Raw genomic sequence first — 25615 nt, forward strand, 5'->3', positions numbered from 1 at the left:
ATGAAAGGCAAAAAGAAATGTTTATTTCAGGATGCTTTTTGAGAGATACCCAAAGGGATGGGAGGGATGAATGTAATAAAAATTCAGACACAGTAATTCAGAAGAAAAGACGGAGCCTTTTGCTTCTGTTTGTAAACTTTTATAGATAAGAAATTTCATACCTTTCATTTTGCTAATGCTTGATAATTACAAATCCCCCTTGTTTTAATCAATCAAATATAGGAATTTTTTCATGAGATGATTCCATTACATCTTGATATGTTGAGTGTTGTGAATAATATGGAAAGGTTTGCGTTAAAAATTCCATGCGGAATACTAATCAGATTAGTAAGTTTTTATGTGTTGTAAATCAGTTGATTGTATCGATTTTGAAATGATTAAGAATACTATTAAGATATTTTCCAAATAATTATTTTTTCCAGTTTAATTGCCTTCTCAATTTTATATCTTTGTTACTGCTAAAAAAAAATAACTATGACTGTACATACAAATCCATTACTAAACAAATTTACAACACCATATGAAGCGGCTCCGTTCGAATCAATTGAATTGAATCATTTTTTGCCTGCTTTTACTGAGAGTATTGATATTGCGAAAAAGGAAATAGATCAGATTGTTGACAATGCCGAGGAGCCAAATTTTGTGAATACGATTGAGGCTTTGGAGTATTCCGGACATCAATTGGATCGGGTAGCTTCCATTTTTTTCAATTTAAATCATGCCAATACAAATGATGATATGCAGGCATTGGCAAGAGAAGTTTCGCCCATGCTAACGGAGTTTTCAAATGACATCATCATGAATGAGAAACTATTTGCCCGTGTGAAGGATGTTTATCATCAAAAAAACGAATTGAAACTTACGGTTGAGCAGGAGAAATTGCTGACTGACCGATACAAATCATTTGTAAGATCCGGAGCAAATCTGGAAAAAGAAAAAAAGGATCAGATTCGGGAAATATCTAAAGAACTTTCCAAATTGACATTGCAGTTTGGCGAAAATGTTTTAGCTGCTACCAATAATTTTGAGCTTCACATTACTGATAAAAATGAATTATCAGGTCTTCCTGATGGAATTATCGAGGCAGCAGCCATTGTTGCAAAGGAGAAAGATAAAGAAGGATGGATATTTACTCTGCAATTTCCCAGTTACGTTCCTTTTATGCAATATTCAGATATTCGTGAATTACGCGAGAAAATGTTTAAGGTATATTCTTCACGTTGTTTTAACGATAAATTCGATAACCAAAAAATACTAAAGCGTATCGTAGAACTGCGATTAAAGAAAGTTCAGCTATTCGGATACACTTCTTATGCCGATTTTGTTTTAGAAGAGAGAATGGCAAAGAAATCAAGTAAGGTTACAGATTTTCTAACCGAATTATTGGATGCTTCAATGCCTAAGGCGAAAGAGGAATTTAAGGAATTGCAGGTGTATGCAAAAAGTTTAGGCGCTGATTTTAAATTAGAACGGTGGGATTGGGCTTATTACGCTGAAAAATTAAAAACAGAAAAATTTGATGTTAATGATGAAATTACCCGACCATATTTCGAATTGGAACGGGTTAAAAAAGGCATCTTCTCTTTGGCTACACGCCTTTACGGGATAAAATTTAATATTAATCCTAATCTTCCGAAATATCATAAGGACGTTGATGTGTATGAGGTGACTGACGATAAAGGAGAATTTTTATCCTTATTATATACTGATTTTCACCCTCGAAGTTCAAAACAAGGAGGAGCTTGGATGACGTCCTTCGTCGATCAATACCGTAAAAAAGGTACGGATTATCGTCCGCATATTTCCATTGTTTGTAACTTCACAAAACCAAGTGAAACAAAACCGTCATTACTTACTTTTAATGAAGTAACTACCTTTTTGCATGAGTTTGGTCACGCTTTGCACGGTATGTTGTCAAAATGCACCTACAGCAGCCTTTCCGGTACAAATGTGTATCGTGATTTTGTTGAGTTGCCCTCACAATTCATGGAAAATTTTGCTACACAAAAAGAATGGTTGGATGATGTAGCAGAACACTACCAAACAGGAGAAAAGATTCCTGCCGAGATTGTGCAAAAGATTATCGACAGCGAAAATTTCCTAAGTGGTTATTCATTTGTGCGTCAAATTAGTTTTGGACTAAATGATATGGCTTGGCATAGTGTAACAGAGCCCGTGGCCGATGAAGTTTCAGTTTTTGAGGATAAAGCGATGACTTCAACAGAATTGTTTGATCGGGTAGAAACAAGCTGTATGAGTACAGCATTTTCACATATTTTCGCCGGAGGTTATGGTGCAGGTTACTATGGATACAAATGGGCCGAGGTTTTAGATGCAGATGCTTTTGACGCTTTTAAAAGTGCTGGGATATTCAATAAAGAAGTTGCTAAATCGTTTAAAGAAAATATTCTTGAAAAGGGAGGAAGTGATCATCCAATGAACCTTTACCTGAAATTTAGGGGTAAAGAACCTTCCATTGAACCTCTTTTAAAGAGAAGTGGTCTGAAATAGATTAATCTTGAAAAAAATAGGAGCTGTTCTTTTTAGAACAGCTTTTTTTTTTGATCAAAAATATAAATGAACATAAGTAGTGAAGTCGATTAAGATAATTATGAGTTTTAGTATTATATTAATCAGGCGAAATGAATACATGAATATTTTCATAAGTGAAAAATTGACGTCTTTTTTCTTTAGTTTGGATGAATATGTTTTTAAAAATATGCTGTAACAATATTTATCACTGTTTTACAGGCAGTTGCGGTTTTGTGAATTTTGACAAAAATCCTTGTTATTAAAAGAGGTGCGTCTATTTTTGTCGGCGAATTTTAAACACTTAAACTAACGATTAAAAAATGGCTTTTGTAACCAAAGAAAAATTTTTGTCAAATGAATGGCTTAGTGCCTATGCTTACTTAATACTGGGAAGTATAATTTTTGCTGTTTCTGACATCTTATTTGTAGTACCTTATAAACTGGCACCAGGAGGTGTGTATGGTATTGCGACAGTTCTAAACACAATGTTTAGCTGGAAAATCAGTTATTGTACAATATCAATGGAAATTCCATTGATAATTTTAGGCACAATAATTCTAGGTCCTCGATTTGGGGTTAAAACAATTGTGAGTATTGGTGTAATTTTGTTCACAGTTTGGTTTATGGAAACCTTTGTTTCTCCGGATTACGCAAAAGTTATTGCAGATCCAATGCTGAATACAATTGTAGCAGGTGTATTTTATGGAATCTCAATAGGATTCATATTTAAATCACGTGCAACTTCAGGCGGATCTGATATTATTGCAATGATTTTGGCCAAATATACTAAGCTTTCGCTGGGTAAGTTGGTGATGATTGTAGATGGTATAATTGTTCTGTTTACACTTGCTCAACCTAGCGAAACAGGAACCATTGGATGGGAGTTTGCAATTTATTCTTTAATCATTATTTACATTGAAGGTAAGATTATCGATATGGTTGTTAGTGGCGCAAATTATCACAAGACAGTTATGATAGTTTCCGATCAATTTGAGTCTATTTCTTCAAAAATCAGAGATGATTTGAAACGAGGTGCGACTATTTTTACCGGAACCGGAGTTTATTCAGGAGAAGAGAAAAAAATGGTTTATTCTGTAATGAGCCGTAGGGAATTAGAGATTCTTAAACTATATATTAGAGAGGTGGATCCTTCTGCTTTTGTTAATGTTACCGAAGCGAATGAAATTTTGGGTGAAGGTTTTAAATCGCTAAATGAAGAATAAGATTATTTTTAAATATTTTTAAAAATCCCTCCCGAATATGGAGGGATTTTTTTATTTTTGTTGTTAAGTCTAATGTAGCTTTATTCATTGTCATGAAGAAAATGAATTTATTGTTTGTTAAAAGAGACTCTCTGCAATTTAGACTTGTATTGTGTTTGTAATGCACGGAGCAATTTCATTCGCGTTAAAATATATCTGTAAAAAGTTGTGAAATAATTTGATTTTCAAGAAAATTATTACGTATTTTGCGACCTGTTTGAAAAGCGTTTAAGGAAAAAAATAATCTGGACTATGTCAAGAGTTTGTCAAATTACTGGAAAGAGCGTAATGGTTGGGAACAATGTTTCTCACTCAAAAAGAAGAACTAAGAGAAGATTCTATCCAAATCTTTTCGATAAGAAGTTCTATCTTCCTGAAGAGGATCGCTGGATTGAGCTAAGGATTTCTGCTGCAGGAGTACGACTAATTAATAAATTAGGAGTAAAAGGTGCACTTACTAAAGCTCAAGAAAAAGGATTTATTAAAAAATACTAAAAAGGCATAGAAAATGGCTAAAAAAGGTAATAGAGTGCAAGTAATTCTTGAGTGTACCGAGCATAAAGACAGTGGTATACCTGGAACTTCAAGATACATTACTACTAAGAATAAGAAAAACACTCCTGATCGTATGGAGATGAAGAAGTATAATGCAATTTTGAAAAAAGTAACTGTTCACAGAGAAATAAAATAATTGAGATATGGCTAAGAAAGTAGTAGCATCCCTACAAAAAGGTGAAGGCCGTGGTTTCGCTAAAGTAATCAAAATGGTGAAATCTCCTAAATCTGGTGCATATTCTTTTAAAGAGGAAATCGTACCGAACGAAAACGTTAAGGATTTCTTTGCTAAATAGTAAAGATGTTCATATAGCATTGAATATTAAAAGCTTTCTAATTTTATTAGGAAGCTTTTTTTTTATCTAAAAACATAAGTTTGCTTTTCAACTCTATTACGTTTATTGTTAATTGCTTGTAAGCTCATTTTTTTGTACTTTAGCAGGCTAAAATTTAATTAGAAATGGGATTATTTGGAAGTTTTTCGAAATCAAAAAAAGAAAATCTTAATAAAGGACTTGCTAAAACAAAGGATAGTGTTTTTAAGAAGTTAACTCGCGTTGTTGTAGGTAAAGCAACCGTAGATGATGATGTTCTTGATGAGCTGGAAGAGGTTCTGATTTCTTCAGATGTAGGAGTTGATACAACCTTGAAAATTATTGGGCGAATAGAAAAACGTGTAGCAGAAGATAAATTTCTTGGGGTATCCGAATTGAATCGTATTCTTAAAGAGGAAATTGCGGGTTTGTTGAAGGAAAATAATAAGGGTGATTACGAAACATTTGATTTGCCAAAATCAGATCATCCTTATGTAATAATGGTTGTGGGTGTTAATGGTGTTGGTAAAACAACAACCATTGGAAAATTAGCTTATCAGTTTAAAAAGGCTGGGAAAAAAGTAACACTTGGTGCCTCAGATACATTTCGTGCGGCTGCTGTTGATCAGTTAATAATTTGGTCCGAGAGGGTCGGGGTTCCTGTTGTAAATCAGGGAATGGGCGCTGATCCGGCTTCTGTAGCTTTTGAAACTCTTACTCAGGCAAAGGCAAATGGTTCTGATGTAGTAATTATTGATACAGCGGGTCGTCTGCACAATAAAATCAACTTAATGAACGAGTTAAGTAAGATTAAGCGTGTTATGGATCGTGTTGTTCCGGGAGCTCCTCATGAAATTTTATTGGTGTTGGATGGATCAACTGGACAGAATGCTTTTGAGCAGGCAAAACAATTTACCTTAGCAACCGAAGTAAATGCATTGGCTATTACAAAGCTGGATGGTACTGCAAAAGGAGGAGTTGTTATTGGTGTCTCTGATCAATTTAAAGTGCCTGTAAAATATATAGGTATAGGGGAAAGCATGGAAGATCTGCAGGTATTTAATCGAAACGAATTTGTTGATTCGTTATTTAGTTAAGCGAATCTCTTGATAATAATTGAAAAGGCTGTCCCCAAAAGACAGCCTTCGTTATTCTTAACTCGCTAATAATCCCAATTCAAATGGAAAAAAGAGTTTTTTCTCTTATTTTTGCCAAAATTTAAGTTGTTAAAAGGAAATCTATATATGAATCAGACGAAAATAAATATTGTTAGTTTAGGTTGTTCAAAGAATTTAGTTGATACTGAGTTGTTGATGAAACAGCTGGATGCCAATCAATTTCAGGTTGGTTGTGATGAAGAGAATAGTGATGCAAGAACTATCATTATTAATACCTGTGGATTTATTGGTGATGCTAAAGAGGAGTCGATTGATATGATTCTGCAATATGTAGAAGCAAAAAAAGCTGGAAAAATAGATAAACTGTTTGTAATGGGTTGTTTGTCGGAGCGATATCGTGATGATTTGGTAAAAGAGATTCCTGAAGTAGATCACTTTTTTGGTAAATTTGAATGGCAATTGATTGTGAAAGAATTAAACAAGGATTATAAGCCTGACTTTAAGAATTTTAGAATGATTACTACACCTAAGCATTTTGCCTATCTAAAAATTTCTGAAGGGTGTAATAGATCCTGTTCGTATTGCGCCATCCCTATTATTACAGGGAAGCATGTCTCCAGACCTATGGAAGATATATTGGAAGAGGCAAGGGGACTGGTAAAAGATGGGGTAAAGGAGTTGTTGGTGATTGCTCAGGACTTATCCTACTATGGATATGATTTATATAACGAATCGAAACTTGCTGAATTGGTTCAGTTGCTTTCTGAAATAGATGGTTTAGAGTGGATTAAGTTGCATTATGCATATCCTACTCAATTTCCATACGGAATTCTTAAGTTGATGCGGGAGAATCCTAAAGTTTGTCGTTACCTTGATATTGCCCTTCAGCATTCCAGCGATAATGTATTAAACTTGATGCGTAGAGGTATTAATCGTGAGAAAACTATTGAGTTGATTGCTAAAATTAGAGCGGAGGTTCCAGGAATTACTCTTAGAACTACAATGTTGGTTGGTCATCCTGGTGAAACCGAAGCCGACATGAAGGATCTTATGGCATTTGTGTCGGAGATGAAATTTGAACGCTTGGGAGTTTTTCCATATTCAAATGAAGATGATACCTATGCGGCAATCAATTATGATGATAATATTCCTTTAGAGATAAAGGAAAGCAGGAGGGATGATATCATGGCTTTACAGCAGGAGATTTCGAGAGTCGTGAACGAAAAAAGAGTGGGGGAAGAATTAAAAGTTGTAATTGATAGAAAGGATGTTGATTTCTATTACGGACGAACAGAATTCGATTCATATGAGGTTGACCCTGAGGTTTTAATTCCAACAAATGGAGCCGATCTTAAAATTGGTGAGTTTTACACTGTTCGAATTAACGATTTTGAAGATTACGATTTATTTGGAGAAATAATATAAAAATAAGGCAGATCGTTTGGTCTGCCTTATTTTTTTAAATAAACTTCCTTGTACTTGATACATTCCGGTTTTCTTCAACTCAAAGAAACAATCGGCACATGCTTTTACATCAGCGAGAGCATCATGAACACCGTCAAAACCTTTTTGAAACAGGAATTGATGAAGTTCAGTTAAATTAGGCCATTTGTAACCACTTCTTCCCGGAATCTTGCAGACATTGGTGGTGGTTTTCATGGTACAAATTTTAGGGATGTCGATCAATCTGTTTTTGATATCTTTCCTCAGAAATTCAGCTCCAATAATTACTTCATCAAAGCTAATGTTGTGAGCAATTAAAAAATCAGCCTCATTTAATACTTTTGAAAATTCATTCAATACTTCAGACAAGTCAATTCCTTCATCAATAGCCTTCTGTGTTGAAATACCATGTACCTTAGAAGCTTCAGGAGGAATAATAAATCCTTCCGGAATGATGATTCTATTTGCTCTCTTAATTTCATTATCTCTGCTGTCATAAAGAAGCCAGGCCAGCTGAACGAGTCTGGGCCAGTTGTCCAAATCGGTAACGGGAGCATTCCAGCGTTTTGGCAGGCCAGTTGTTTCTGTATCGAAAAATAAATACATATTCTTTCTTTAAAAAAAAGCTCCATAAAGGAGCTTTTTTAATTAATTACTGTAAATGTTAAACCAATGCTTTAGCAACTTTTAATGCTGCTTCATAGTTAGGTTCTTCAGTCATTTCTGCTACATATTCTACGTATTTTACTTTGTTATTTTTATCAACAACGACAACGCCACGCGCAAGAAGGCGTAATTCTTCTACAACAAAACCATATTTTAATCCAAAGTCAAGTTCTTTGTGATCCGAAAGCGTTACTAAATTTGTAATCCCTTCAGCGCCACAGAAACGACCTAATGCAAATGGTAAATCGTTGGATAAAGTAATGATTTGAATATTTTTATCAAGAGAAGCAGCTTCTTTATTGAATCGATGAGTTTGAGCTGAGCAAACGCCGGTATCAATTGATGGGAAAATAGAAAGAATCTTCACTTTTCCATCAAAATCGGATAGTTGAACAGGAGCAAGTTCTTGGTTAAGGGCTGTGAAATTACTTGCAGTCATTTCAGTTTTTACTTCATTTCCAAGGAGAGTCATTGGGTTTCCTGCAAATGCAACTTTTTTATTGTTCTTATTCATAATAATACTATATTTTGTCGTTTCAATCAAAGGTAATAATTGTTTTGAATTACTCTAAATAAAAATAGAACTGAAATATAAAAAATAAAGCCGGAAGATATTCCGGCTTTATTTCTATTCAACTTCTTTGTGTTGTTTCAGAATTTTGGTTGTTATTTTTTGTTTGGCTTTATCAAACCCAACAGAAATTGTATCACCTTCTGAAATATTTGCTCTAATAATGACTTCAGCCATTTCGTCCTCCAAATATTTTTGAATAGCACGTCTTAATGGACGAGCACCAAATTGGACATCATATCCTTTTTCAGCAATAAAGTCTTTGGCCGGAGCAGACAATTTAATGTTGTATCCCAAGTCATTAACTCTCTTATATAATCCATCAAGTTCGATATCGATAATTTTATGGATATCTTTTTGCGTTAGAGAATTAAACATGATCAAATCATCAATTCTATTTAGAAATTCAGGCGCAAATGCTTTTTTCAGTGCTTTCTGTATAATATTACTAGTGTAATCATTAGCATCAGTTCCTCCGGATTGGAAGCCGATTCCTTTTCCAAAATCTTTTAATTCTCTACTTCCTATATTGGAAGTCATTATGATAATACTATTTTTAAAATCAACCTTACGGCCTAAACTATCAGTCAATTGGCCATCATCCAGCACTTGTAACAGTATATTGAATACATCCGGATGAGCTTTTTCTATCTCATCTAAAAGTACTACAGAGTAGGGTTTACGTCTAACTTTTTCAGTCAATTGCCCACCTTCTTCATATCCTACATATCCCGGAGGAGCTCCAACTAATCTTGATACGGCAAACTTCTCCATATATTCGCTCATATCAATCCGTATCAGTGAGTCGTTGCTATCAAACAAATAATTTGATAAAACTTTGGCTAGTTGCGTTTTCCCAACTCCAGTTGGTCCAAGGAATATAAATGTACCAATTGGTTTGTTTGGATCTTTTAAGCCGGCTCTATTTCTTTGAATTGCTTTAACTACTTTACTAATGGCATCTTCTTGTCCAATGACCCTCCCTTGAAGTTCACTAGCCATTTTAACGAGTCGTGAGCCTTCTGCCTGAGCGATTCTTTTTACAGGAACGCCAGTCATCATAGCTACTACTTCCGCGATATCATCTTCTGAAACCTTTTCTTTTTTAAGGCTAAGTTCTTGTTCCCATTTGTCTTTTTCCCGCTCTAAATCTTCCGAGTAGCTTTTTTCTTTATCTCTGAAGCTGGCTGCCAGTTCAAATTTCTGAGCCTTAACAGCTTTAATTTTATTTTGACGGGTTTCCTCAATTTTTTTCTCAAGTTCCTCGATGATCACAGGCACATGAATATTTGATATGTGAACACGCGAACCGGATTCGTCAAGAGCATCAATTGCTTTATCAGGAAGATGCCTGTCACTTATGTATCTGGATGTTAGCTTTACACAAGCTTCAATTGCTTCTTTTGTATAGAAAACATTATGATGGTCTTCGTATCGTTCTTTGATATTATTTAGGATTTCTATTGTTTCTTCAGGAGAAGTTGGCTCAACCATAACTTTCTGAAAGCGTCTTTCTAAAGCACCATCTTTTTCAATGTTTTGACGATACTCATCAAGGGTTGTAGCACCAATGCATTGAATTTCACCTCTAGCCAAGGCAGGTTTAAGCATATTTGCTGCATCAAGCGATCCGGTAGCACCGCCAGCTCCTACAATTGTGTGGATTTCATCAATAAAAAGAATAATATCATTCGTTTTTGAGAGCTCATTTAAAATTGCTTTCATACGTTCTTCGAACTGACCCCGGTATTTTGTTCCTGCAACAATTGATGCCAGATCAAGAGAGACAACCCTTTTTCCAAATAAAACCCGCGATACCTTTTTTTGAATGATTCTTAATGCAAGTCCTTCAGCGATAGCTGATTTTCCAACGCCTGGTTCCCCGATTAAAATAGGATTGTTCTTTTTTCTACGGCTTAGAATTTGCGCAAGTCTTTCAATTTCAATTTCTCTTCCAACAATTGGATCCAGTGTACCTTCTTCTGCTGATTTTGTGATGTCAATACCAAAATTATCCAGTACAGGAGTTTCAGATTTTCCTCTGGCAGTTGTTCTTTTGGATTCTCCACCAAATTGCCCACTTTTTCCTTCACTGTCTTCTGGTGTATAGTCAGCCTGAGCTTTTGGGAAGAGTGTTTTTAAATTCTCTTTCACCCTATTGTAATCAATAGTATTGTCTTCTAGGACTTGAGTCACCAAACTTTTTTCATCTTTTAAAATGGCTAAAAGAAGGTGACTTGTATCTATGGTGTTGTTTTTTAATGCCTTAGCTTCAAGATATATTAATTTAAGAACACGTTCTGCTGACCTTTGCAGAGGAATATTATTTTGATCCAAGTCAGAAACAGTATCTGATTTTAGATTTTTCTCTATGTTTTTTCGAATATCGTAAAGGTCAACTCCTAAAGAAATTAGAATGTCGACAGCAATACCTTCACCTTCACGAAGAATCCCTAAAAACAAATGTTCTGTTCCAATGGCATTGTTTCCAAGCCTTTCAGCTTCCTCTTTGCTATAAGAAAGTACATCTTTAATACGAGGTGAAAATTTAGAATCCATATAGTAGGTTTTTTAAATTTTTTAACAAATTAATGGTAAATCAATCGGAAAATAGATTCCGGTTATTTTAATGCAACATTAAAATAACGAAAAATAATTAGATACAAGCCTAAATGGGCCATCAATTTTTTACACTAATTATATCTTAAGAATGAATTAATCTAATAATCAAGCTGTAATGCTTAATTGAGTAAATATTTATCTTAATCCATGTGTAAATAACGCTTCCATTGTTACGCAAAATCTACATATTTTGTTACTTTTGTTATTCCGATAAATGTTTAGAATTTTAAAAGAAATATAATGACTACGGGAGAGAGAATTATACGTATTAATATAGAAGAGGAAATGAAATCTGCCTACATTGATTATTCAATGTCGGTGATTGTTTCCAGAGCTTTGCCAGATGTTAGGGATGGATTAAAACCTGTTCATCGAAGAGTGTTATTTGGAATGGGTGAGTTGGGAATGACTTCAACGAAACCTTATAAGAAATCAGCTAGAATTGTTGGAGAAGTATTAGGTAAGTATCATCCGCACGGTGATAGTTCTGTGTACATGACAATGGTTCGTATGGCTCAGCACTGGTCTTTGCGTTATCCTCTCATTGATGGTCAGGGAAATTTTGGTTCTGTTGATGGAGATAGCCCGGCAGCTATGCGTTACACTGAGGCAAGAATGAAAAAAATTGCCGAAGAAATCTTAGCGGATCTTGAAAAGGATACAGTTGATATGATTCCCAATTTTGATGAATCATTGAAGGAGCCAACTGTTCTTCCAACCCGTATTCCAAATCTTTTGGTTAATGGTGCTTCGGGTATTGCTGTAGGTATGGCCACAAACATGGCGCCACACAACCTATCTGATGTTATAGATGCTATTATTGCGTACATTGAGAACAATGATGTTTCGATGGACGACTTAATTAGTATTGTAAAGGCACCTGATTTTCCTACCGGTGGTACAATTTACGGTTATCAAGGGGTTCGAGATGCTTTTGAGACGGGTAGAGGGCGTGTTGTTGTTCGTTCTAAAACAATTATAGAAACGACTGATACTGGTCGTGAAAAGATCATTGTAACAGAGATTCCTTACATGGTTAATAAGGCTGAGCTGATAATGAAAGCTGCAGACCTGATTAATGATAAAAAAATCGAAGGGATTTCAAATGTAAATGATGAATCAGACCGTAACGGTATGCGCATCGTTTTCGATCTTAAGAGAGATGCAATTGCAAATGTTGTTTTAAACAAATTGTTTAAATACACTCAAATGATGACCTCATTCAGCGTAAATAATATTGCGTTGGTTAAAGGGCGTCCAAAGATGCTGAATCTTAAGGATTTGATCATGTATTTTGTTGAACACAGACATGATGTTGTTGTTCGAAGAACCCAATTTGAATTAAAGCAGGCTGAAGCTAAAGCGCACATCTTAAAAGGTTTGATTATAGCATTAGATCATATTGATCAGGTTATTGCCTTAATAAGAGGCTCCAAAACACCAGAAGAGGCAAAATTAGGCTTAATGTCTAATTTTGAATTGGATGAACTTCAAGCTAAAGCTATTCTGGATATGCGTTTGCAGAAACTTACCGGTCTTGAGAGAGATAAGCTGCATGCAGAATATGAAGAATTGATGAAGTTAATTGATTATCTGAACTCAATTCTCAATGATGAATCCATTCGAATGGGTATAATTAAGGATGAACTTATAGATGTAAAAGCGAGGTATGGTGACGAAAGAAGAACAGATATCGTCTATTCTTCAGAAGAGTTCAATCCTGAAGATTTTTATGCCGATGAAGAAATGGTTATTACTATTTCAAGAATGGGATATATTAAACGTACTCCTCTTTCTGAGTTTAAAACACAAAATAGAGGTGGAGTAGGTTCTAAAGGAAGTATAACAAGAGAAGAGGATTTCTTAGAGCATATGATTATGGCGACAATGCATAATACTATGTTGTTTTTTACCGAAAAAGGAAAATGTTTTTGGTTGAAAGTTTATGAAATTCCTGAAGGAACTAAGCAATCCAAAGGTAGAGCAATTCAAAATTTATTAAATATAGAACAAGATGATAAAGTAAAAGCTTATATCAATGTTCTTAATTTAAATGAAGAAGAATATATAAATAATAATAACATTGTTCTTTGTACCAAGAAAGGGGTCATTAAGAAAACTTCATTAGAAGCATATTCCCGACCTCGAGTTAACGGAGTAAACGCAATAACCGTTCGCGAAGGAGATCAATTATTAGAGGCAAAACTGACTAATGGCAATAATGAAATTTTAATTGCCGGACGTTCCGGTAAAGCAATTAGATTTGCCGAAAGTCAAGTTCGCCCAATGGGTAGAACAGCTTCAGGAGTGCGTGGAATCACATTGAAAGATGAGACCGACGAAGTTGTTGGCATGATATGTGTTGAGAATGGAGAAGAGGATATTCTTGTTGTTTCTGAAAATGGTTTTGGAAAACGTTCTAAGATTGATGATTACCGAATTACCAATAGAGGTGGTAAAGGGGTTAAAACCATTAGTATTACTGAGAAAACAGGTGATTTAATTGCCATTAAAAATGTTACAGATAATGAGGATTTGATGATCATTAATAAATCTGGAATAACAATTAGAATGGCTGTTTCTGATTTAAGAGTTATGGGGCGTGCTACTCAGGGTGTTCGTTTGATTAACTTGAGTAAGAAAAACGATTCTATTGCAGCGGTTGCTAAAGTAAACTCTTCAGATGAAGTTTCAGAATTAGATATTGAGGAATCAACTCAAGAAGAGGTGTAAAATAGATACTTAGACTAAATATAAAGAAAACAATCTTGTTCATGGTATAGAATAAAAATATATTTTTGTTCGAAATTGTTATTAAAACTAAACATTGATTATGAGAAAATTATCATTCATTCTAGTTATGCTTATGTGTGTTGCAAGTGTAAGTGCACAGAAAAGCAAAGTGACTGGAGCCCAGAATTATCTTACTTCTGGTAAGTTGGATAAAGCAAAAGAAGCTATTGATGAAGGGATTCAGGACGAAAAATGTGTGGCATATGCTAAAGCATATCTTGTAAAAGGAAAAGTGTATCAAGGAATTTTTGAAAGTCCTCTTCCTGCGTACAAGAAATTGGCAGAAAAACCGCTTGATATTGCTTTCGATGCCTATATGAAGGCTCTTGAGTTAGATGAAAAAGGGAAAATGGAAAAGCCTGTTAAAGCGCAGATGACAAACATGATTCCTGATTACACAAACGAAGCTGTTAATTTATATAATGCGGGAGATTTTCCTGGCGCTTTAGCTGCTTTTGAGCGTGTATTGGAAATTGAGGGAATGGATATGTTTAAAGAAAACGCTACGATTGATACTGCTGTCATTTTTAATGCAGGTATGACTGCTCAAAAGGCAGATCAATTAGATAAAGCGGCAAAATATTACAAGCAATCTATTGAATACAACTATGGTGGAGCTAAAACCTATGCTAATTTGTCCAAAGTTTTAACTGATTCTGGGAATAAAGAAGAAGGAGTTAAATATCTTCATAAAGGATTCGAGCTATATCCTAATGATTCATGGATGTTGGTTGAGTTGATCAACCATTATATGTTAGGTGGAGAACCTCAAAAAGCGGCTGATTATTTAGATAAAGCGATTGAGTTGGATCCAACTAATGCTTCTTTTTACCGTGCAAAAGGTACTTTGTACGAAAAGACTGAAGAATTTGCTAAGGCTGAAGAGATGTATACTAAAGCATTAAGCATGGATCCAAATGATTTTACTTCTCAGTATAATCTTGGCTTACTAAAACTTAATGCTGCTATTCAAAAGCATAAGGTTGCCAATGAAATAATGGATGCTAAAAAGTATAACGAAGCAATTAAGGCTGTTTATGCGGAGTATGAAGCTGTGATTCCTTATTTCGAAAAGGTTCTTGAAATGCAGCCTGATGAGAAAAATTCAATGATTACTTTGAAAGAATTGTATTTCAAACTGAGAAATGAAAACGAAGTTTACCTAGAAAAATACAATAAGATTAAAGATAAGTTGGATGGTATGGAGTAAATAAAATAAGTTAGAAATAAAGGGAAGTTTAGGCTTCCTTTTATTACATGTATATTATTTTACATAATATGAATTATAAGACAAAATGGAGTTTTCAAAAGTTACACTACAAAACGCAATGAATTAAGAATTGGATTTAAAGAAACTTCTGTAAGACTTCCATTAGTTTATGAGGATCAATAGGTTTTGTAATAAATTCATTGGCACCAGCTTTAAAACACTCTTCCTTTTCATTATTAAATGTAAATGCTGTTTGCACTATAACCGGGATTCTATTATTGATGGCTTTAATTTGTTTTATTGCATCCAATCCACCAATCTCAGGCATCCTCATATCCATTAATACCAAGTCAATTTGCGGATCATTTGCCTGACATATTTCGATGGCATCTCTGCCATTACGAGCCCAGATTACATTTGCATCAGTTAATTCAATTATTGCATTTAAGTAATTGAAATTAGATTTAACATCTTCTGCAATTAAAATATTACGATTGGTATAATCTATTGATTTTACCCCTGAACCTTCAATTCTGCACTCAAACTTATCTGAAGATTCTCTTAATAGTTTAAGATTTGACTGCCCCAAATTATGTACTTTAAAATAAAAATTAGAACCGATTTCAATTTTAGAATCAAACCAAATTTCCCCCTCTAAAAGTTGTACCATTTTTTTACAAAGAGTTAATCCGATGCCTGAACCTTCAAATTTTCTGGTGGAACTGCTTTCTCCTTGTCTAAATAAATCGAATATAACATGTTGATTTTCAGAAGAAATACCAACACCCGTATCTTTTATGTAAAAAATTGGGTTAGTTTCGTCTTCTATGAAATACCCTATTTCAATAATTCCTTTTGTTGTGAATTTAATTGCGTTATCAATAAGATTTTCAAGTATTTGAACTATTTTGTTTTTGTCTGAATTAATAGAAAATTCTTCACTGTTCTTTGGCAAAACAAGTCTTAATTCAAGACTTTTATTAAGTCTGTGACTTGTTTCAAAAACTTTATACAAGTCAGTTATGATTGGATTTAGAACAAAATTTTCTTTTTGAATTGCCAATTGGTTTGTTTCCATTTTGGAAACATCAATCAAGTTATTTATAAGTTTTAAAAGTTTTTTGCCATTATCTGAAATGTGATTAATGAAACCATCTCGTTGATTTTTATTTAGATTGTTATCTGATAACAAGTTCGAAAATCCTACCATGGCATTTATAGGTGTTCGAATTTCATGGCTTATGTTAGAAAGAAAAGCTGATTTTAATTTTTCAGATTCTTCGGCTTCTTTTTTCGCTTTTTCAAGTTCTTTTTTTGTTTCTGTTATCGTTATTAAATCCTGCACCGATGTTGTGTGGGAAATACATGCTTGAATAGATACGGAAAATTTGTCTAAAACATTCTTTAATTTGGTTTGGTCGATTTGGCTCCAGATTCGTTTCTCAGAAGATGAATATAGCACCAGAAATCCGATCTCGCGCAATTGAAAAAAGGTTATTGCTCCTCCTTCTTTTACTTTAAAACCAATTTCATTACTAATTTTCTGAGTAAGAATACATGAAAATGAATTTTGGCTTGCAAAACAACGATCAATAAAATTAGAATTACATATTGAGCAATTCTCAAGTTTGATAATTGGATGAGAATAAACCGCTTTTAATCCATGTTCTTGCTCTGTAAATGAAATATAACTATTCCGAATCCAAACACCTCCAAACTCTATGTTTTTGATTGACATTAGTGTATCTAAAAACCTTCTGCAATTTTCCTTCAAATCTAATGACTGACCAATAGATAAGGATAATTCGTACAGAAATGAAATGTCTTTTATAATATCGTTAGTTTGCATTCTTATCTTAATATGAAAAACCTAAAACTATTGATTTATTTAATATTTCTGGATATCCTTCCCCACTTGAATATATCTCTCCAATTGAAAGGGCTCCTTCTAAATTAACTTTATTTTGATTGGTTTTTATTTCTTCAGTTAAATTAGAGAGTTCCACATAGAAGTCGTCATTTAAATGATTTGCTCTTGAGATGCAATTGAAAATTAATGCATCCGCTATTTTCAAGTCGGCATCGATACTTTGATAAACAAGATTCTTAGATACAGATTTAAAATTTTCTTTTTCCATTGTCATGAGGTCAATAACTGAATTTTCAGGAATGTTACCTACACATTGTAAATAACCTTCTTCAGAAACTCTCATTGGATCTCTAATTATATATTCACTATTTTCCTTATAGATTCCAAATGGATAATGAATTGCATTTGTCTCAAAATTCTCTTTGTTAATTTTAATATTTAATACAGTTTTTAAAAATCGTTGATAAACAACAAATGCATTTTCCCAATTAAGCTCTTTAATAAAGTTTTTATCTGTTTTTGTGGCAATAAAAGGACCATAAAGCTTTGTCCAACCGTGCAATGAGCCTGTTGTAGCCTTATTTCTTGTTAGTGTAATGATTGTTCCTGTATTAAAAACGCCATCATTACTTATTAAAACACCTTCATTATGCTTTTTAGTTCGGCCAGCACCACCACCAAGAAATTTAACATCATTTCCTAAATGAGTATATAAGGATCTTAAGTGTTCTGAACTATCAGAAGATAAACCGGAAGTTAGAACATAAACCGTTGAAAAAATCACGTTACTAAATTCAGAAATTTGCCGGCTAAAAGTTTTAGATGAATCAAAATAAATTGAAATGGCGTTATTGGGTAACCACTTGATTACGAATCCTGTGCTGGAAGTCTCGTTGTTGTGTATTATTTTAGGAAAAACACCACCAGTAAATCTTATCTTTTTACTATTCAGGGAATTGACTAATTCATTTAACGGGATTTTAGAATCTTCCCCAATAAGGATGAAGGCAAATGCATTGTTAGAAAACGTATTGGTTTCTAACAAATAAAGTATTTCGTTCAGACATGGATTTTCCAGATACATTACCTCTCTCCTCTTCGATTATATTCATTACAATTTTAGCGAATTTATGACTATTAACCGATTGCTTTTGATTAAAGATCAATAATGTCATGTCAAGGCTTTCAATTGTATTATTAGGGGAGAAATTAAAAAAAAACTGACTTTTTGAATGCAAAGCCAGTTTTCTATTAGGTTATCTAATTTTTTTGAATGATTTATTGACTACATCTGTGAGTCGTTTGAAAACATCCTCCTCACTTCCCAATCCATTTACAATTTCAAATTTATCCTGTTTGGAGTAGTAGTTACTCACTTTTATACTTCTTTTTTCAAATTGCTCAAGTCTGTGAATAATGATATCAGTATCATCATAAAGTCTTTTTCCTTCTGTTTTTCCTCTGTAGGTCAAACGTTTAATCGATTCTAGCGTAGAAACATCCAAATTAATTGAAGAAGTTACAACCGAGCCAAGTTTTCTTAACAGACCATCTAATATGTATGCCTGAACAATTGTTCGGGGAAACCCCTTAAAAATAAAACCATTGGCATCCGGATGTTTCCGAATTTGTCTTTCAATTAGTCGAATAGCAATTTCATCAGGAACAATATCTCCTTTTTCCATATATGTCTTTGCGCTTTGTCCCATTTCTGTGTCCTTTTTGATTTCCTGACGCATCAAATGTCCTGTTGAAATGTATTCGAGATTAAATTGTTCGGCTAATTTTCTTCCTTGAGTTCCTTTTCCTGATCCGGGAGGGCCTAATAAAACCAGGTTAATCCATGATTTTTGAAGAGTTTGGTCTACTACTGAGGTCAATCGTTCAAAAATCTGGTCAATACCACCCAACCCATCAATACCATGATATATTTCTTTCTCCTTGTAAAAATTTGCAACCGGAGCAGTTTTGGTATCATATTCTTTTAATCGAACACTAATTACTTCCTCGGTATCATCTGACCGATTCTCCTTTTTTGCACGATCCAGTAAACGATTGCGAAGTTGATCTGTGGGAACTTCTAAACTTAGCATACAGTCAAGTTTAGTATTCATTTTTAACAGCAAGCCTTCAAGAATATAGGCTTGTACAGTTGTTCTTGGAAATCCATCAAAAAGAAAACCATTTACCTCAGTATCGGTTTGAATACGTTCTTCCATGATTTGAACGATAATTTCATCGGGAACAAGTCCTCCCCTTTTTATTATGTCTTTAGCTTGCAGACCCAACTCGGTTCCTTCGGCAATCTCACCTCTTAGAATATCACCTGTTGATATATAGGCAAGATTGTATTTTTCGATAAGCATTTTTGATTGAGTTCCTTTACCTGCTCCAGGTGGGCCAAAAAGTGCAATATTTAACATGTACTGAAATTTAGATTTGTTACGGTTGTAATTGGTTTAAAAATAATAAAAATTTGATTTGATAAAAGAAATTATTCAAATGTTACTCTTCGAATTATTTAAGAAAAATCAGAAATGAGATTTTATGACTATTTAAATTTCTAAAAGTGCTGAGAGCCCAGCATAATAGATGTAATAATCCCAAAAAAAAGAAGGTTGGAAAAACAGGCCCGTTCCAAAAGGAATAATTGGCTATTGCAAAAAATATGTATCCCCAAATTAAAAGAAGGCTTCCTATAAATTCAAATTTCCAGACTACAATTAATCCCATTAGCATTATGACATTGGCTGAAAACAACTTGATTTCTTGTTCAGACATCAAATTTAAATCGGGAGAACCAATTTGGATTGCAAACCAAATAAAAAATAGGAATAAGAAAATTCCTAAAAAACGTGCAATCCAACGAAGTATGGTAACGAATAGTTTCAAGTTTTGTCCTTTTTACGATTTGGAAGATTTTTAAATATGCTTTTATCAAATATAGCCGAATTAATAGGTAATTGAAAATTACGGCACTAGAATAAATTAAAAAAGGATACTTGAGTATCAAACAGATGGTGTAGTTCGTTGAATATTAGTGGATTTAAATTGACATTCTTCTAGTAAAGCCTTATATTTTATTTATGGAATAATCCATTTAAATATATTGTTATGAAGGCTAATTATTTATGTCCGAAGTGCAGAACTTATCTAAATGTTGGAGATAAAATTGTTATTTCGGCTAAAAATGCGAGAGGATATAAAGGGATTCTATTATTTAGTATTCATTTAGGAGATTATGAAATTAAAAAGCATTCCAATTTTGATATCGAGGAGAATGAAAGCCTCAGCATGTTTTGCCCTTGTTGTCATAAAAGTTTAAGACATCCAAAGGTACACAATAATATTTTCAAAATTTTAATGCAGGATGCTGAAGATCAGGAATATGAAATTCTATTCTCGGGTGTGTACGGAGAAAGATGTACCTATCAAATTAAGGAGGAAAAAGTTAGTTCCTTTGGAAAAGATGCTGGGAAATATCTCAATTTCACAAATCTAATTAACATGTCCTAGAAGAGTGACAAAATTATTAGTAAAATAGTATCACTTGACTATTAGTATTTTAATACGGGCAGCGATATTTTAAAACGTATACAGATTATTCTTATAATTATAATACAGGCAATGGTAATGAATTGATTTAGAGCAGAGGCTATACCAAGAGAATTGAGAGCAATAAAAAGAATTCCTCCAACCAAACAAGCTACTGCATAAATCTCTTTTCTGAAAATTAACGGGATATCATTACAAAGAGTATCCCTAATAACACCTCCCATTACAGCAGAAAACAAACCCATTATTATGGATAGAAAGGGATGTATTCCCAAGTTTAGGGATTTTTCTATTCCTATGATGGTAAACACACCAATACCGATTGTATCAAACAAAAAGAGAGTTCGTTTTAAAGTCATGATGTGCTCTTTAAAAAGAAAAGTTAGCGCAACACCAATAGATATAACTATAAGGTAGTTAATGTCACTGATCCAGCCAACCGGGAAATTTCCCAAAATTACGTCGCGAAGTGTTCCTCCGCCTATTGCAGTAATGAATCCAATAAAGTAAGCGCCAAAAAGGTCGAGCTTTTTATTTGCCGCAGACAATGTGCCACTGATAGCAAATACAAGAGTTCCTAATAAATCAAATCCGTATAAGATCGTCATAGTCATATTTATAATGCCACACAAAAATCAATAAAATAATTGAATAGAGAAAAAAAAGGGATGAGATTTAATAAATCTCATCCTTATCTACTAAATATCCTAATTGTTACGATTGAGCATCAACAACAGCAATGGCTGTCATATTAATAATTTCACGAACCGAACAACCCATTGGAATAATGTGGAATGGTTTTGCTGTTCCTAATAAAATTGGTCCAATATTTTCTGATCCATCTAAATCTTTCATTAATTTATAGGCAATATTTCCGGAACTTAGATTTGGAAATATTATGGTATTTACATCTTTCCCTTTAATTTTAGTAAAGCCAAATGTCTGATCTCTTAAATTCTTATCAAGAGCAAAGTTCAATTGCATTTCTCCATCTATCAATAAATCAGGATTATTTGTGTGTAATTTTGAAATTGCTTTATTAACTTTTACAGGACTTCCCTTTCTCACTGATCCAAAATTAGAGTAGGAAACCATAGCCATTACCGGTTCGATATTAAATGTTTTTAAGGCTCGGGCAGTACTCAATGTAGTGTCAACCAACGAATCTGATGTGGGTTCCGCATTAACAGTGGTATCTGCAAAAAACAGAGGCCCTTTTTTCGTCATGATGATATTCATGCCAACTAAAGTTTTCATACCTTCTTCTATACCAATTACTTTACTTGCTACTTTCAGAGCCTCAAAATAGCGTGTAGCATATCCGGAGATAAAAGCGTCAGCATCACCATTTTCAACCATCATTGCTCCAAAATAGTTGCGGTCGAACATTTTTTCAACAGCTTCTTTAAGAGTTAAACCTTTACGACCTCGTTTTTCACACAAAACATTTGCGTAATGGTTCCTTCTTCCCGCTTCTGCTTGAGAACGGATATCGATAATTTCAGCCCCGTTGAGATCCAATTCATTTTCCAACACAATTCTTTGAATGTTTTCAGGGTTACCTAAAATAATAGGCTTTGCAATTCCATCGTGAAGAACAATTTGTGCTGCTTTTAAAACATTAAAGTTATTTCCTTCAGCAAAAACCACACGTTTTGGGTTGCATTTTGCTTTGTCGAAGATTGTCCTTATTAGTTCATTTTCAGTTCCTAAGCGTTGTTTTAATTCTTCGGAATAAGCATCCCAATCAGTAATTATTTTTCGGGCGACACCCGATTCTACTGCTGCTTTAGCAACCGCAACTGCTACACTTGAGACCAAACGTGGATCCATAGCTTTGGGGATAATATAATGACGACCAAATATGATATTTGATTCATTATAAGCGGCATGTACAGATTCCGGCACAGGTTCTTTTGCCAGTTTTGCAATGGCATGAACCGATGCTATTTTCATTTCTTCATTAATTGTACTTGCCCGAACATCCAGAGCACCTCTAAAAATATAAGGAAATCCCAATACATTATTAATTTGGTTTGGATAATCTGAGCGCCCCGTTGCTACAATTACACCTTCTTTGGATTCAATAGCTTCATTGTAGTCAATTTCAGGATCAGGATTTGCCAGAGCAAATACAACAGGTTTATCAGCCATGGAACTTACCATTTTCTTATTTACGATTCCTCCAATAGATAATCCTAAAAATACATCAGCACCAACCAATGCCTGTTCCAATGTGTCAATATTGCGTTCGGTTATGAATTGTTTTTTCTGACTGTTTAAATCGGTTCTTTTTTTATTTACCACCCCACGACTATCACACATAATTATGTTCTCCGGTTTAACACCAAGAGAAATATACAATTTTGTACATGAAACAGCTGCAGCACCTGCTCCATTAACAACAACAGAAATATCTTCAATTTTCTTTCCATTAATTTCCAAAGCATTTAATAAACCTGCTGCTGAAATAATAGCCGTTCCATGTTGATCATCGTGCATAACAGGAATATCCAACTCATCCTTTAAGCGTTGTTCAATTTCGAAGCATTCAGGAGCTTTGATATCCTCAAGATTTATTCCGCCAAAAGTTGGAGCAATCGCTTTAACGGTTTCAACGAATTTATCCACATCTGTTGCATCTACTTCAATATCGAATACGTCAATATCTGCAAATATTTTGAATAATAAACCTTTTCCTTCCATTACGGGTTTGCCTGCCAATGCACCAATATTTCCTAATCCCAAAACAGCTGTTCCGTTAGAAATTACGGCGACTAAGTTACCTTTTGCAGTGTATTTGTAAGCATTCTCAGGATCTTTCTCGATTTCCAGACATGGCTCTGCAACCCCGGGACTGTAGGCTAAAGCTAAATCTCGTTGAGTTCTATAGGGTTTTGTAGGAATCACTTCAATTTTACCGGGGCGACCTTCTGAGTGATATTTTAAAGCATCTGTGTTTTTTTTTGACATTATCCTTAGTGTTTTGTTAAAATATTGAATCAATAGTTTATTATTGTTGTTAGCTACAAAGATGGGAATTATTGTATCGGATTAATATGCGAAACGTCTCAAAATAATTATGAAATCAGTATTTGACTGGGACTCTACCGGTTAGAAAAAATGGCAAATAAAGGAATATTTCTAGATTTATATAGTCAGATTGTTACATATGGAATTGGATCTGCTATTGATCTCTTTTTTAAGGATATTTCCAGTGGGCTTTCCTAATGGAGCAATGAAATATTAGATTCGAAAGCAAATAAAAAGGGATACCCAAAAAAGGTATCCCAGTTTAATTATATTTTTTGGAAATTACTATAACAAACCTTTGATAGTTGTAATTGTAGAAGTAACATCCTCTCTGGCAGGAGCTATAGCTTTTGCTTTGTTTAATTCAACAATAGCTTTTTGAAAGTAAGTTTTAGCTTTCGCAGATTCTGCTTTATAATTTTCAGGATCAGTATTTGCAGTAGGAGTTGCGGCCTGCATAATTTTAGCTCCTTTGTTATAGTACAAAGTACCTAAGCTAAACAATGCATCAACTTGCAATTTAGATTTTACGCTACCGGCTTTTTTGTACAAATCTTCTGCAACTTCAAATTTATCAGCCTTTTGAGCAGTTTGTCCTTCAAGTAGATAATGCTTTGCAAGTTCAGAAACTAGTTTAGAGTTTTTTGTTGGACAAGCTGCAATGCCTTTATTTAAAGTCACAATCATATCCTCATATTTTTTCTGGCTTTTTTGAGCTTTAGCTTCGTACAGATATGCGATGGATGTTTTGTATTTATTTTCAACTGATTGACCAAAATACTGTTCCGCTTTCGCGTAATTTTTCAGTTTAATTGCGCAATATCCTAAATTAAACACCAACGCAGGATCTTTTTCTGTGTCTTCAGCAGCTAAATATTTTTCATAGTTTACAAGAGCTGTTTTATAATCTTTCGATTTCAGAGCGGTATTGCCATCATTTTTAAATTGAGCTGCTGATTGAGCAAACACACCAACTGCACTAAAACAAATCGCAAGAATCAGAATAAATTTTTTCATACTAAATTACTTTTATGATTAATTATATAATTGATTTTCTTTTAAAACAAGCCTAAAAATAACGATTTCATATAAAAATCAAATAAAAATAATGGAAAAATATTATTCAATATTTTTTTATCATTTTTATATCGCCTGAGATAGTTTAATTACCTCTTCAACAAAATAATCGTTTTTAATGACATAAGAATCATATTTAGTTAAGTCGTTACTTTCGATTAATTGCTTAAGCTTGTCTGTATATACATCTCCTATTTCTGAATATTTATTAAGTAAAGGAATTAATTCAAATGGTTTCTCAGATATATATCTTTCTTGTCTAAATTCATCATAAGCATTCACTCTGGCAATTGTTTCAAAGTAATCGTTTACTGATTCTTCGATAGATGCATAACTTCTTACATAAATTCTTGTTGAATCTCTTCCTACGAGTGCCTGTATGCGGTTTTCGCCTGCATCATAAGACCATATACCAAAAACATTATTGCCTTCGTTAAAAAAGCGTGACGATCCCCAGCCTGACTCTAATGCTGCTTGTCCCAAAACGATACTTGCAGGATGTGGCTTCAGTCTTATTTTTAACTCCGGAATTTCATTACAATTGTAGGTTTCAAACAATTTGTAAAGAAAAAGACTATCTTTTTTCATCATTATCGGATGTGAAAGCAACCAATGTTCGATGTGTTCTACTCTTGTAATTTTTTGATATAAAGAGTATTGAGAAACTAATATAGATGGTAATAACATTTCTACAAACTTCATCTTTTTCTCATCAACAGGTAAACCTCTTAACGATACCACTTTAGTATAAATATAAGGGGTTACGCATGAGTCTAAAATTGCATGTACATCCTCGACATTCTCAATTACTGCAAATTGAGGAAGAATAGATATTTGAGTGAAGGTGCTGGATTTTTTGCAACTTACAAGAATAAATAAGCTAAGAATGGAAAGAATTACAACGCGCATTACTTGTTATTGTTATTTTAGGATTGCTAAAATAGCTATTTCTTTCTCAGAATTAGCTTTTAAACATTTTAAATAAGATAAATTC

The 25615-nt window shown here is 33.8% G+C and carries 21 protein-coding genes; 10 read left to right on the top strand and 11 right to left on the bottom strand.

The features are described from left to right. Positions 1-474: 474 nt before the first annotated feature. From GQR60_RS03830 to rimO, 7 genes are all read left to right on the top strand, one after another. Positions 475-2511: a M3 family metallopeptidase gene (locus GQR60_RS03830; RefSeq protein WP_124991661.1), complete on the top strand. Its 2037-nt coding sequence runs from the start codon at positions 475-477 to the stop codon at positions 2509-2511. Positions 2512-2852: 341 nt separating this feature from the next. Further along, positions 2853-3755 (top strand): YitT family protein, encoded by a 903-nt coding sequence (locus GQR60_RS03835; protein WP_124991662.1) that lies wholly within the window; start codon positions 2853-2855, stop codon positions 3753-3755. A gap of 291 nt (positions 3756-4046) precedes the next feature. Next, a complete protein-coding gene (gene rpmB, locus GQR60_RS03840; RefSeq protein ID WP_096432400.1) occupies positions 4047-4289 on the top strand; it encodes a 50S ribosomal protein L28 in 243 nt (80 codons plus the stop codon). Positions 4290-4302: 13 nt separating this feature from the next. Continuing rightward, positions 4303-4485, top strand: a complete 183-nt coding sequence (gene rpmG, locus GQR60_RS03845) for a 50S ribosomal protein L33 (protein WP_101309561.1) — start codon at positions 4303-4305, stop codon at positions 4483-4485. A gap of 7 nt (positions 4486-4492) precedes the next feature. Beyond that, the gene (locus GQR60_RS03850; RefSeq protein WP_101309562.1) at positions 4493-4645 is read left to right on the top strand and encodes a DUF4295 domain-containing protein; all 153 of its coding nucleotides are present in this window, start codon (positions 4493-4495) and stop codon (positions 4643-4645) included. 164 nt (positions 4646-4809) lie between these two features. After that, on the top strand, positions 4810-5760 hold the full coding sequence (gene ftsY / locus GQR60_RS03855) for a signal recognition particle-docking protein FtsY (RefSeq protein ID WP_124991663.1): 951 nt from the start codon (positions 4810-4812) through the stop codon (positions 5758-5760). 147 nt (positions 5761-5907) lie between these two features. Further along, entirely contained in the window at positions 5908-7206 is a 1299-nt protein-coding gene (rimO, locus tag GQR60_RS03860) for a 30S ribosomal protein S12 methylthiotransferase RimO (protein ID WP_124991664.1), read from the top strand. Here rimO and GQR60_RS03865 read toward each other — a convergent pair. The 3 genes from GQR60_RS03865 to GQR60_RS03875 all read right to left on the bottom strand — a co-directional run bounded on the left by GQR60_RS03865 (position 7186) and on the right by GQR60_RS03875 (position 11020). After that, the gene (locus GQR60_RS03865) at positions 7186-7830 is read right to left on the bottom strand and encodes a 3'-5' exonuclease (RefSeq protein WP_124991665.1); all 645 of its coding nucleotides are present in this window, start codon (positions 7828-7830) and stop codon (positions 7186-7188) included. The genes rimO and GQR60_RS03865 overlap by 21 nt on opposite strands. A 58-nt stretch (positions 7831-7888) precedes the next feature. Then, positions 7889-8404: a thiol peroxidase gene (gene tpx / locus GQR60_RS03870; protein WP_124991666.1), complete on the bottom strand. Its 516-nt coding sequence runs from the start codon at positions 8402-8404 to the stop codon at positions 7889-7891. A gap of 114 nt (positions 8405-8518) precedes the next feature. Beyond that, entirely contained in the window at positions 8519-11020 is a 2502-nt protein-coding gene (locus GQR60_RS03875; RefSeq protein ID WP_124991667.1) for an ATP-dependent Clp protease ATP-binding subunit, read from the bottom strand. Between the two features lie 303 nt (positions 11021-11323). Between GQR60_RS03875 and gyrA the strand changes: the two genes are divergently transcribed. Then, positions 11324-13816 carry a DNA gyrase subunit A gene (gene gyrA, locus GQR60_RS03880; protein WP_124991668.1) on the top strand — a complete coding sequence of 831 codons (2493 nt, stop codon included), beginning with the start codon at positions 11324-11326 and terminating at the stop codon, positions 13814-13816. A 100-nt stretch (positions 13817-13916) separates the two neighbouring features. Continuing rightward, positions 13917-15086 carry a tetratricopeptide repeat protein gene (locus GQR60_RS03885; RefSeq protein WP_124991669.1) on the top strand — a complete coding sequence of 390 codons (1170 nt, stop codon included), beginning with the start codon at positions 13917-13919 and terminating at the stop codon, positions 15084-15086. Between the two features lie 136 nt (positions 15087-15222). Here GQR60_RS03885 and GQR60_RS03890 read toward each other — a convergent pair whose 3' ends face one another. From GQR60_RS03890 to GQR60_RS20475, 4 genes are all read right to left on the bottom strand, one after another. Next, positions 15223-16431, bottom strand: coding sequence for a response regulator (locus tag GQR60_RS03890; protein WP_160463406.1), 1209 nt, complete (start codon positions 16429-16431; stop codon positions 15223-15225). A gap of 511 nt (positions 16432-16942) precedes the next feature. Continuing rightward, on the bottom strand, positions 16943-18001 hold the full coding sequence (locus tag GQR60_RS03895) for an FIST signal transduction protein (RefSeq protein ID WP_160463407.1): 1059 nt from the start codon (positions 17999-18001) through the stop codon (positions 16943-16945). 211 nt (positions 18002-18212) lie between these two features. After that, positions 18213-19379, bottom strand: a complete 1167-nt coding sequence (locus GQR60_RS03900) for an adenylate kinase (RefSeq protein ID WP_101309572.1) — start codon at positions 19377-19379, stop codon at positions 18213-18215. Positions 19380-19473: 94 nt separating this feature from the next. After that, complete coding sequence (locus tag GQR60_RS20475; RefSeq protein WP_442358281.1) at positions 19474-19848, bottom strand: DUF7670 domain-containing protein; 375 nt, start codon at positions 19846-19848, stop codon at positions 19474-19476. 222 nt (positions 19849-20070) lie between these two features. On the opposite strand from GQR60_RS20475, the gene GQR60_RS03905 reads away from it, so the two are divergent. Continuing rightward, positions 20071-20472, top strand: a complete 402-nt coding sequence (locus GQR60_RS03905; protein WP_124991672.1) for a hypothetical protein — start codon at positions 20071-20073, stop codon at positions 20470-20472. A 41-nt stretch (positions 20473-20513) separates the two neighbouring features. On the opposite strand, the gene GQR60_RS03910 is transcribed toward GQR60_RS03905, so the two are convergent. The 4 genes from GQR60_RS03910 to GQR60_RS03925 all read right to left on the bottom strand — a co-directional run bounded on the left by GQR60_RS03910 (position 20514) and on the right by GQR60_RS03925 (position 25530). Next, a complete protein-coding gene (locus tag GQR60_RS03910; RefSeq protein WP_124991673.1) occupies positions 20514-21119 on the bottom strand; it encodes a trimeric intracellular cation channel family protein in 606 nt (201 codons plus the stop codon). 106 nt (positions 21120-21225) lie between these two features. Continuing rightward, positions 21226-23484, bottom strand: coding sequence for an NADP-dependent malic enzyme (locus GQR60_RS20480; RefSeq protein ID WP_124991674.1), 2259 nt, complete (start codon positions 23482-23484; stop codon positions 21226-21228). Between the two features lie 345 nt (positions 23485-23829). Then, positions 23830-24561, bottom strand: coding sequence for a tetratricopeptide repeat protein (locus GQR60_RS03920; RefSeq protein ID WP_124991675.1), 732 nt, complete (start codon positions 24559-24561; stop codon positions 23830-23832). Between the two features lie 126 nt (positions 24562-24687). Next, the gene (locus tag GQR60_RS03925) at positions 24688-25530 is read right to left on the bottom strand and encodes a glucosaminidase domain-containing protein (protein ID WP_124991676.1); all 843 of its coding nucleotides are present in this window, start codon (positions 25528-25530) and stop codon (positions 24688-24690) included. Between the last annotated feature and the right edge of the window lie 85 nt (positions 25531-25615).

It is taken from the genome of Labilibaculum euxinicum (assembly GCF_009795715.1).
Lineage (GTDB): Bacteria > Bacteroidota > Bacteroidia > Bacteroidales > Marinifilaceae > Labilibaculum > Labilibaculum euxinus.

Bases quoted from the DNA above. Each gene is read 5' to 3' on its own strand.
- GQR60_RS03830 (WP_124991661.1), top strand. From the start codon at position 475: ATGACTGTACATACAAATCCATTACTAAACAAATTTACAACACCATAT.
- GQR60_RS03835 (WP_124991662.1), top strand. From the start codon at position 2,853: ATGGCTTTTGTAACCAAAGAAAAATTTTTGTCAAATGAATGGCTTAGT.
- rpmB (WP_096432400.1), top strand. From the start codon at position 4,047: ATGTCAAGAGTTTGTCAAATTACTGGAAAGAGCGTAATGGTTGGGAAC.
- rpmG (WP_101309561.1), top strand. From the start codon at position 4,303: ATGGCTAAAAAAGGTAATAGAGTGCAAGTAATTCTTGAGTGTACCGAG.
- GQR60_RS03850 (WP_101309562.1), top strand. From the start codon at position 4,493: ATGGCTAAGAAAGTAGTAGCATCCCTACAAAAAGGTGAAGGCCGTGGT.
- ftsY (WP_124991663.1), top strand. From the start codon at position 4,810: ATGGGATTATTTGGAAGTTTTTCGAAATCAAAAAAAGAAAATCTTAAT.
- rimO (WP_124991664.1), top strand. From the start codon at position 5,908: ATGAATCAGACGAAAATAAATATTGTTAGTTTAGGTTGTTCAAAGAAT.
- GQR60_RS03865 (WP_124991665.1), bottom strand. From the start codon at position 7,830: ATGTATTTATTTTTCGATACAGAAACAACTGGCCTGCCAAAACGCTGG.
- tpx (WP_124991666.1), bottom strand. From the start codon at position 8,404: ATGAATAAGAACAATAAAAAAGTTGCATTTGCAGGAAACCCAATGACT.
- GQR60_RS03875 (WP_124991667.1), bottom strand. From the start codon at position 11,020: ATGGATTCTAAATTTTCACCTCGTATTAAAGATGTACTTTCTTATAGC.
- gyrA (WP_124991668.1), top strand. From the start codon at position 11,324: ATGACTACGGGAGAGAGAATTATACGTATTAATATAGAAGAGGAAATG.
- GQR60_RS03885 (WP_124991669.1), top strand. From the start codon at position 13,917: ATGAGAAAATTATCATTCATTCTAGTTATGCTTATGTGTGTTGCAAGT.
- GQR60_RS03900 (WP_101309572.1), bottom strand. From the start codon at position 19,379: ATGTTAAATATTGCACTTTTTGGCCCACCTGGAGCAGGTAAAGGAACT.
- GQR60_RS03905 (WP_124991672.1), top strand. From the start codon at position 20,071: ATGAAGGCTAATTATTTATGTCCGAAGTGCAGAACTTATCTAAATGTT.
- GQR60_RS03910 (WP_124991673.1), bottom strand. From the start codon at position 21,119: ATGACGATCTTATACGGATTTGATTTATTAGGAACTCTTGTATTTGCT.
- GQR60_RS20480 (WP_124991674.1), bottom strand. From the start codon at position 23,484: ATGTCAAAAAAAAACACAGATGCTTTAAAATATCACTCAGAAGGTCGC.
- GQR60_RS03920 (WP_124991675.1), bottom strand. From the start codon at position 24,561: ATGAAAAAATTTATTCTGATTCTTGCGATTTGTTTTAGTGCAGTTGGT.
- GQR60_RS03925 (WP_124991676.1), bottom strand. From the start codon at position 25,530: ATGCGCGTTGTAATTCTTTCCATTCTTAGCTTATTTATTCTTGTAAGT.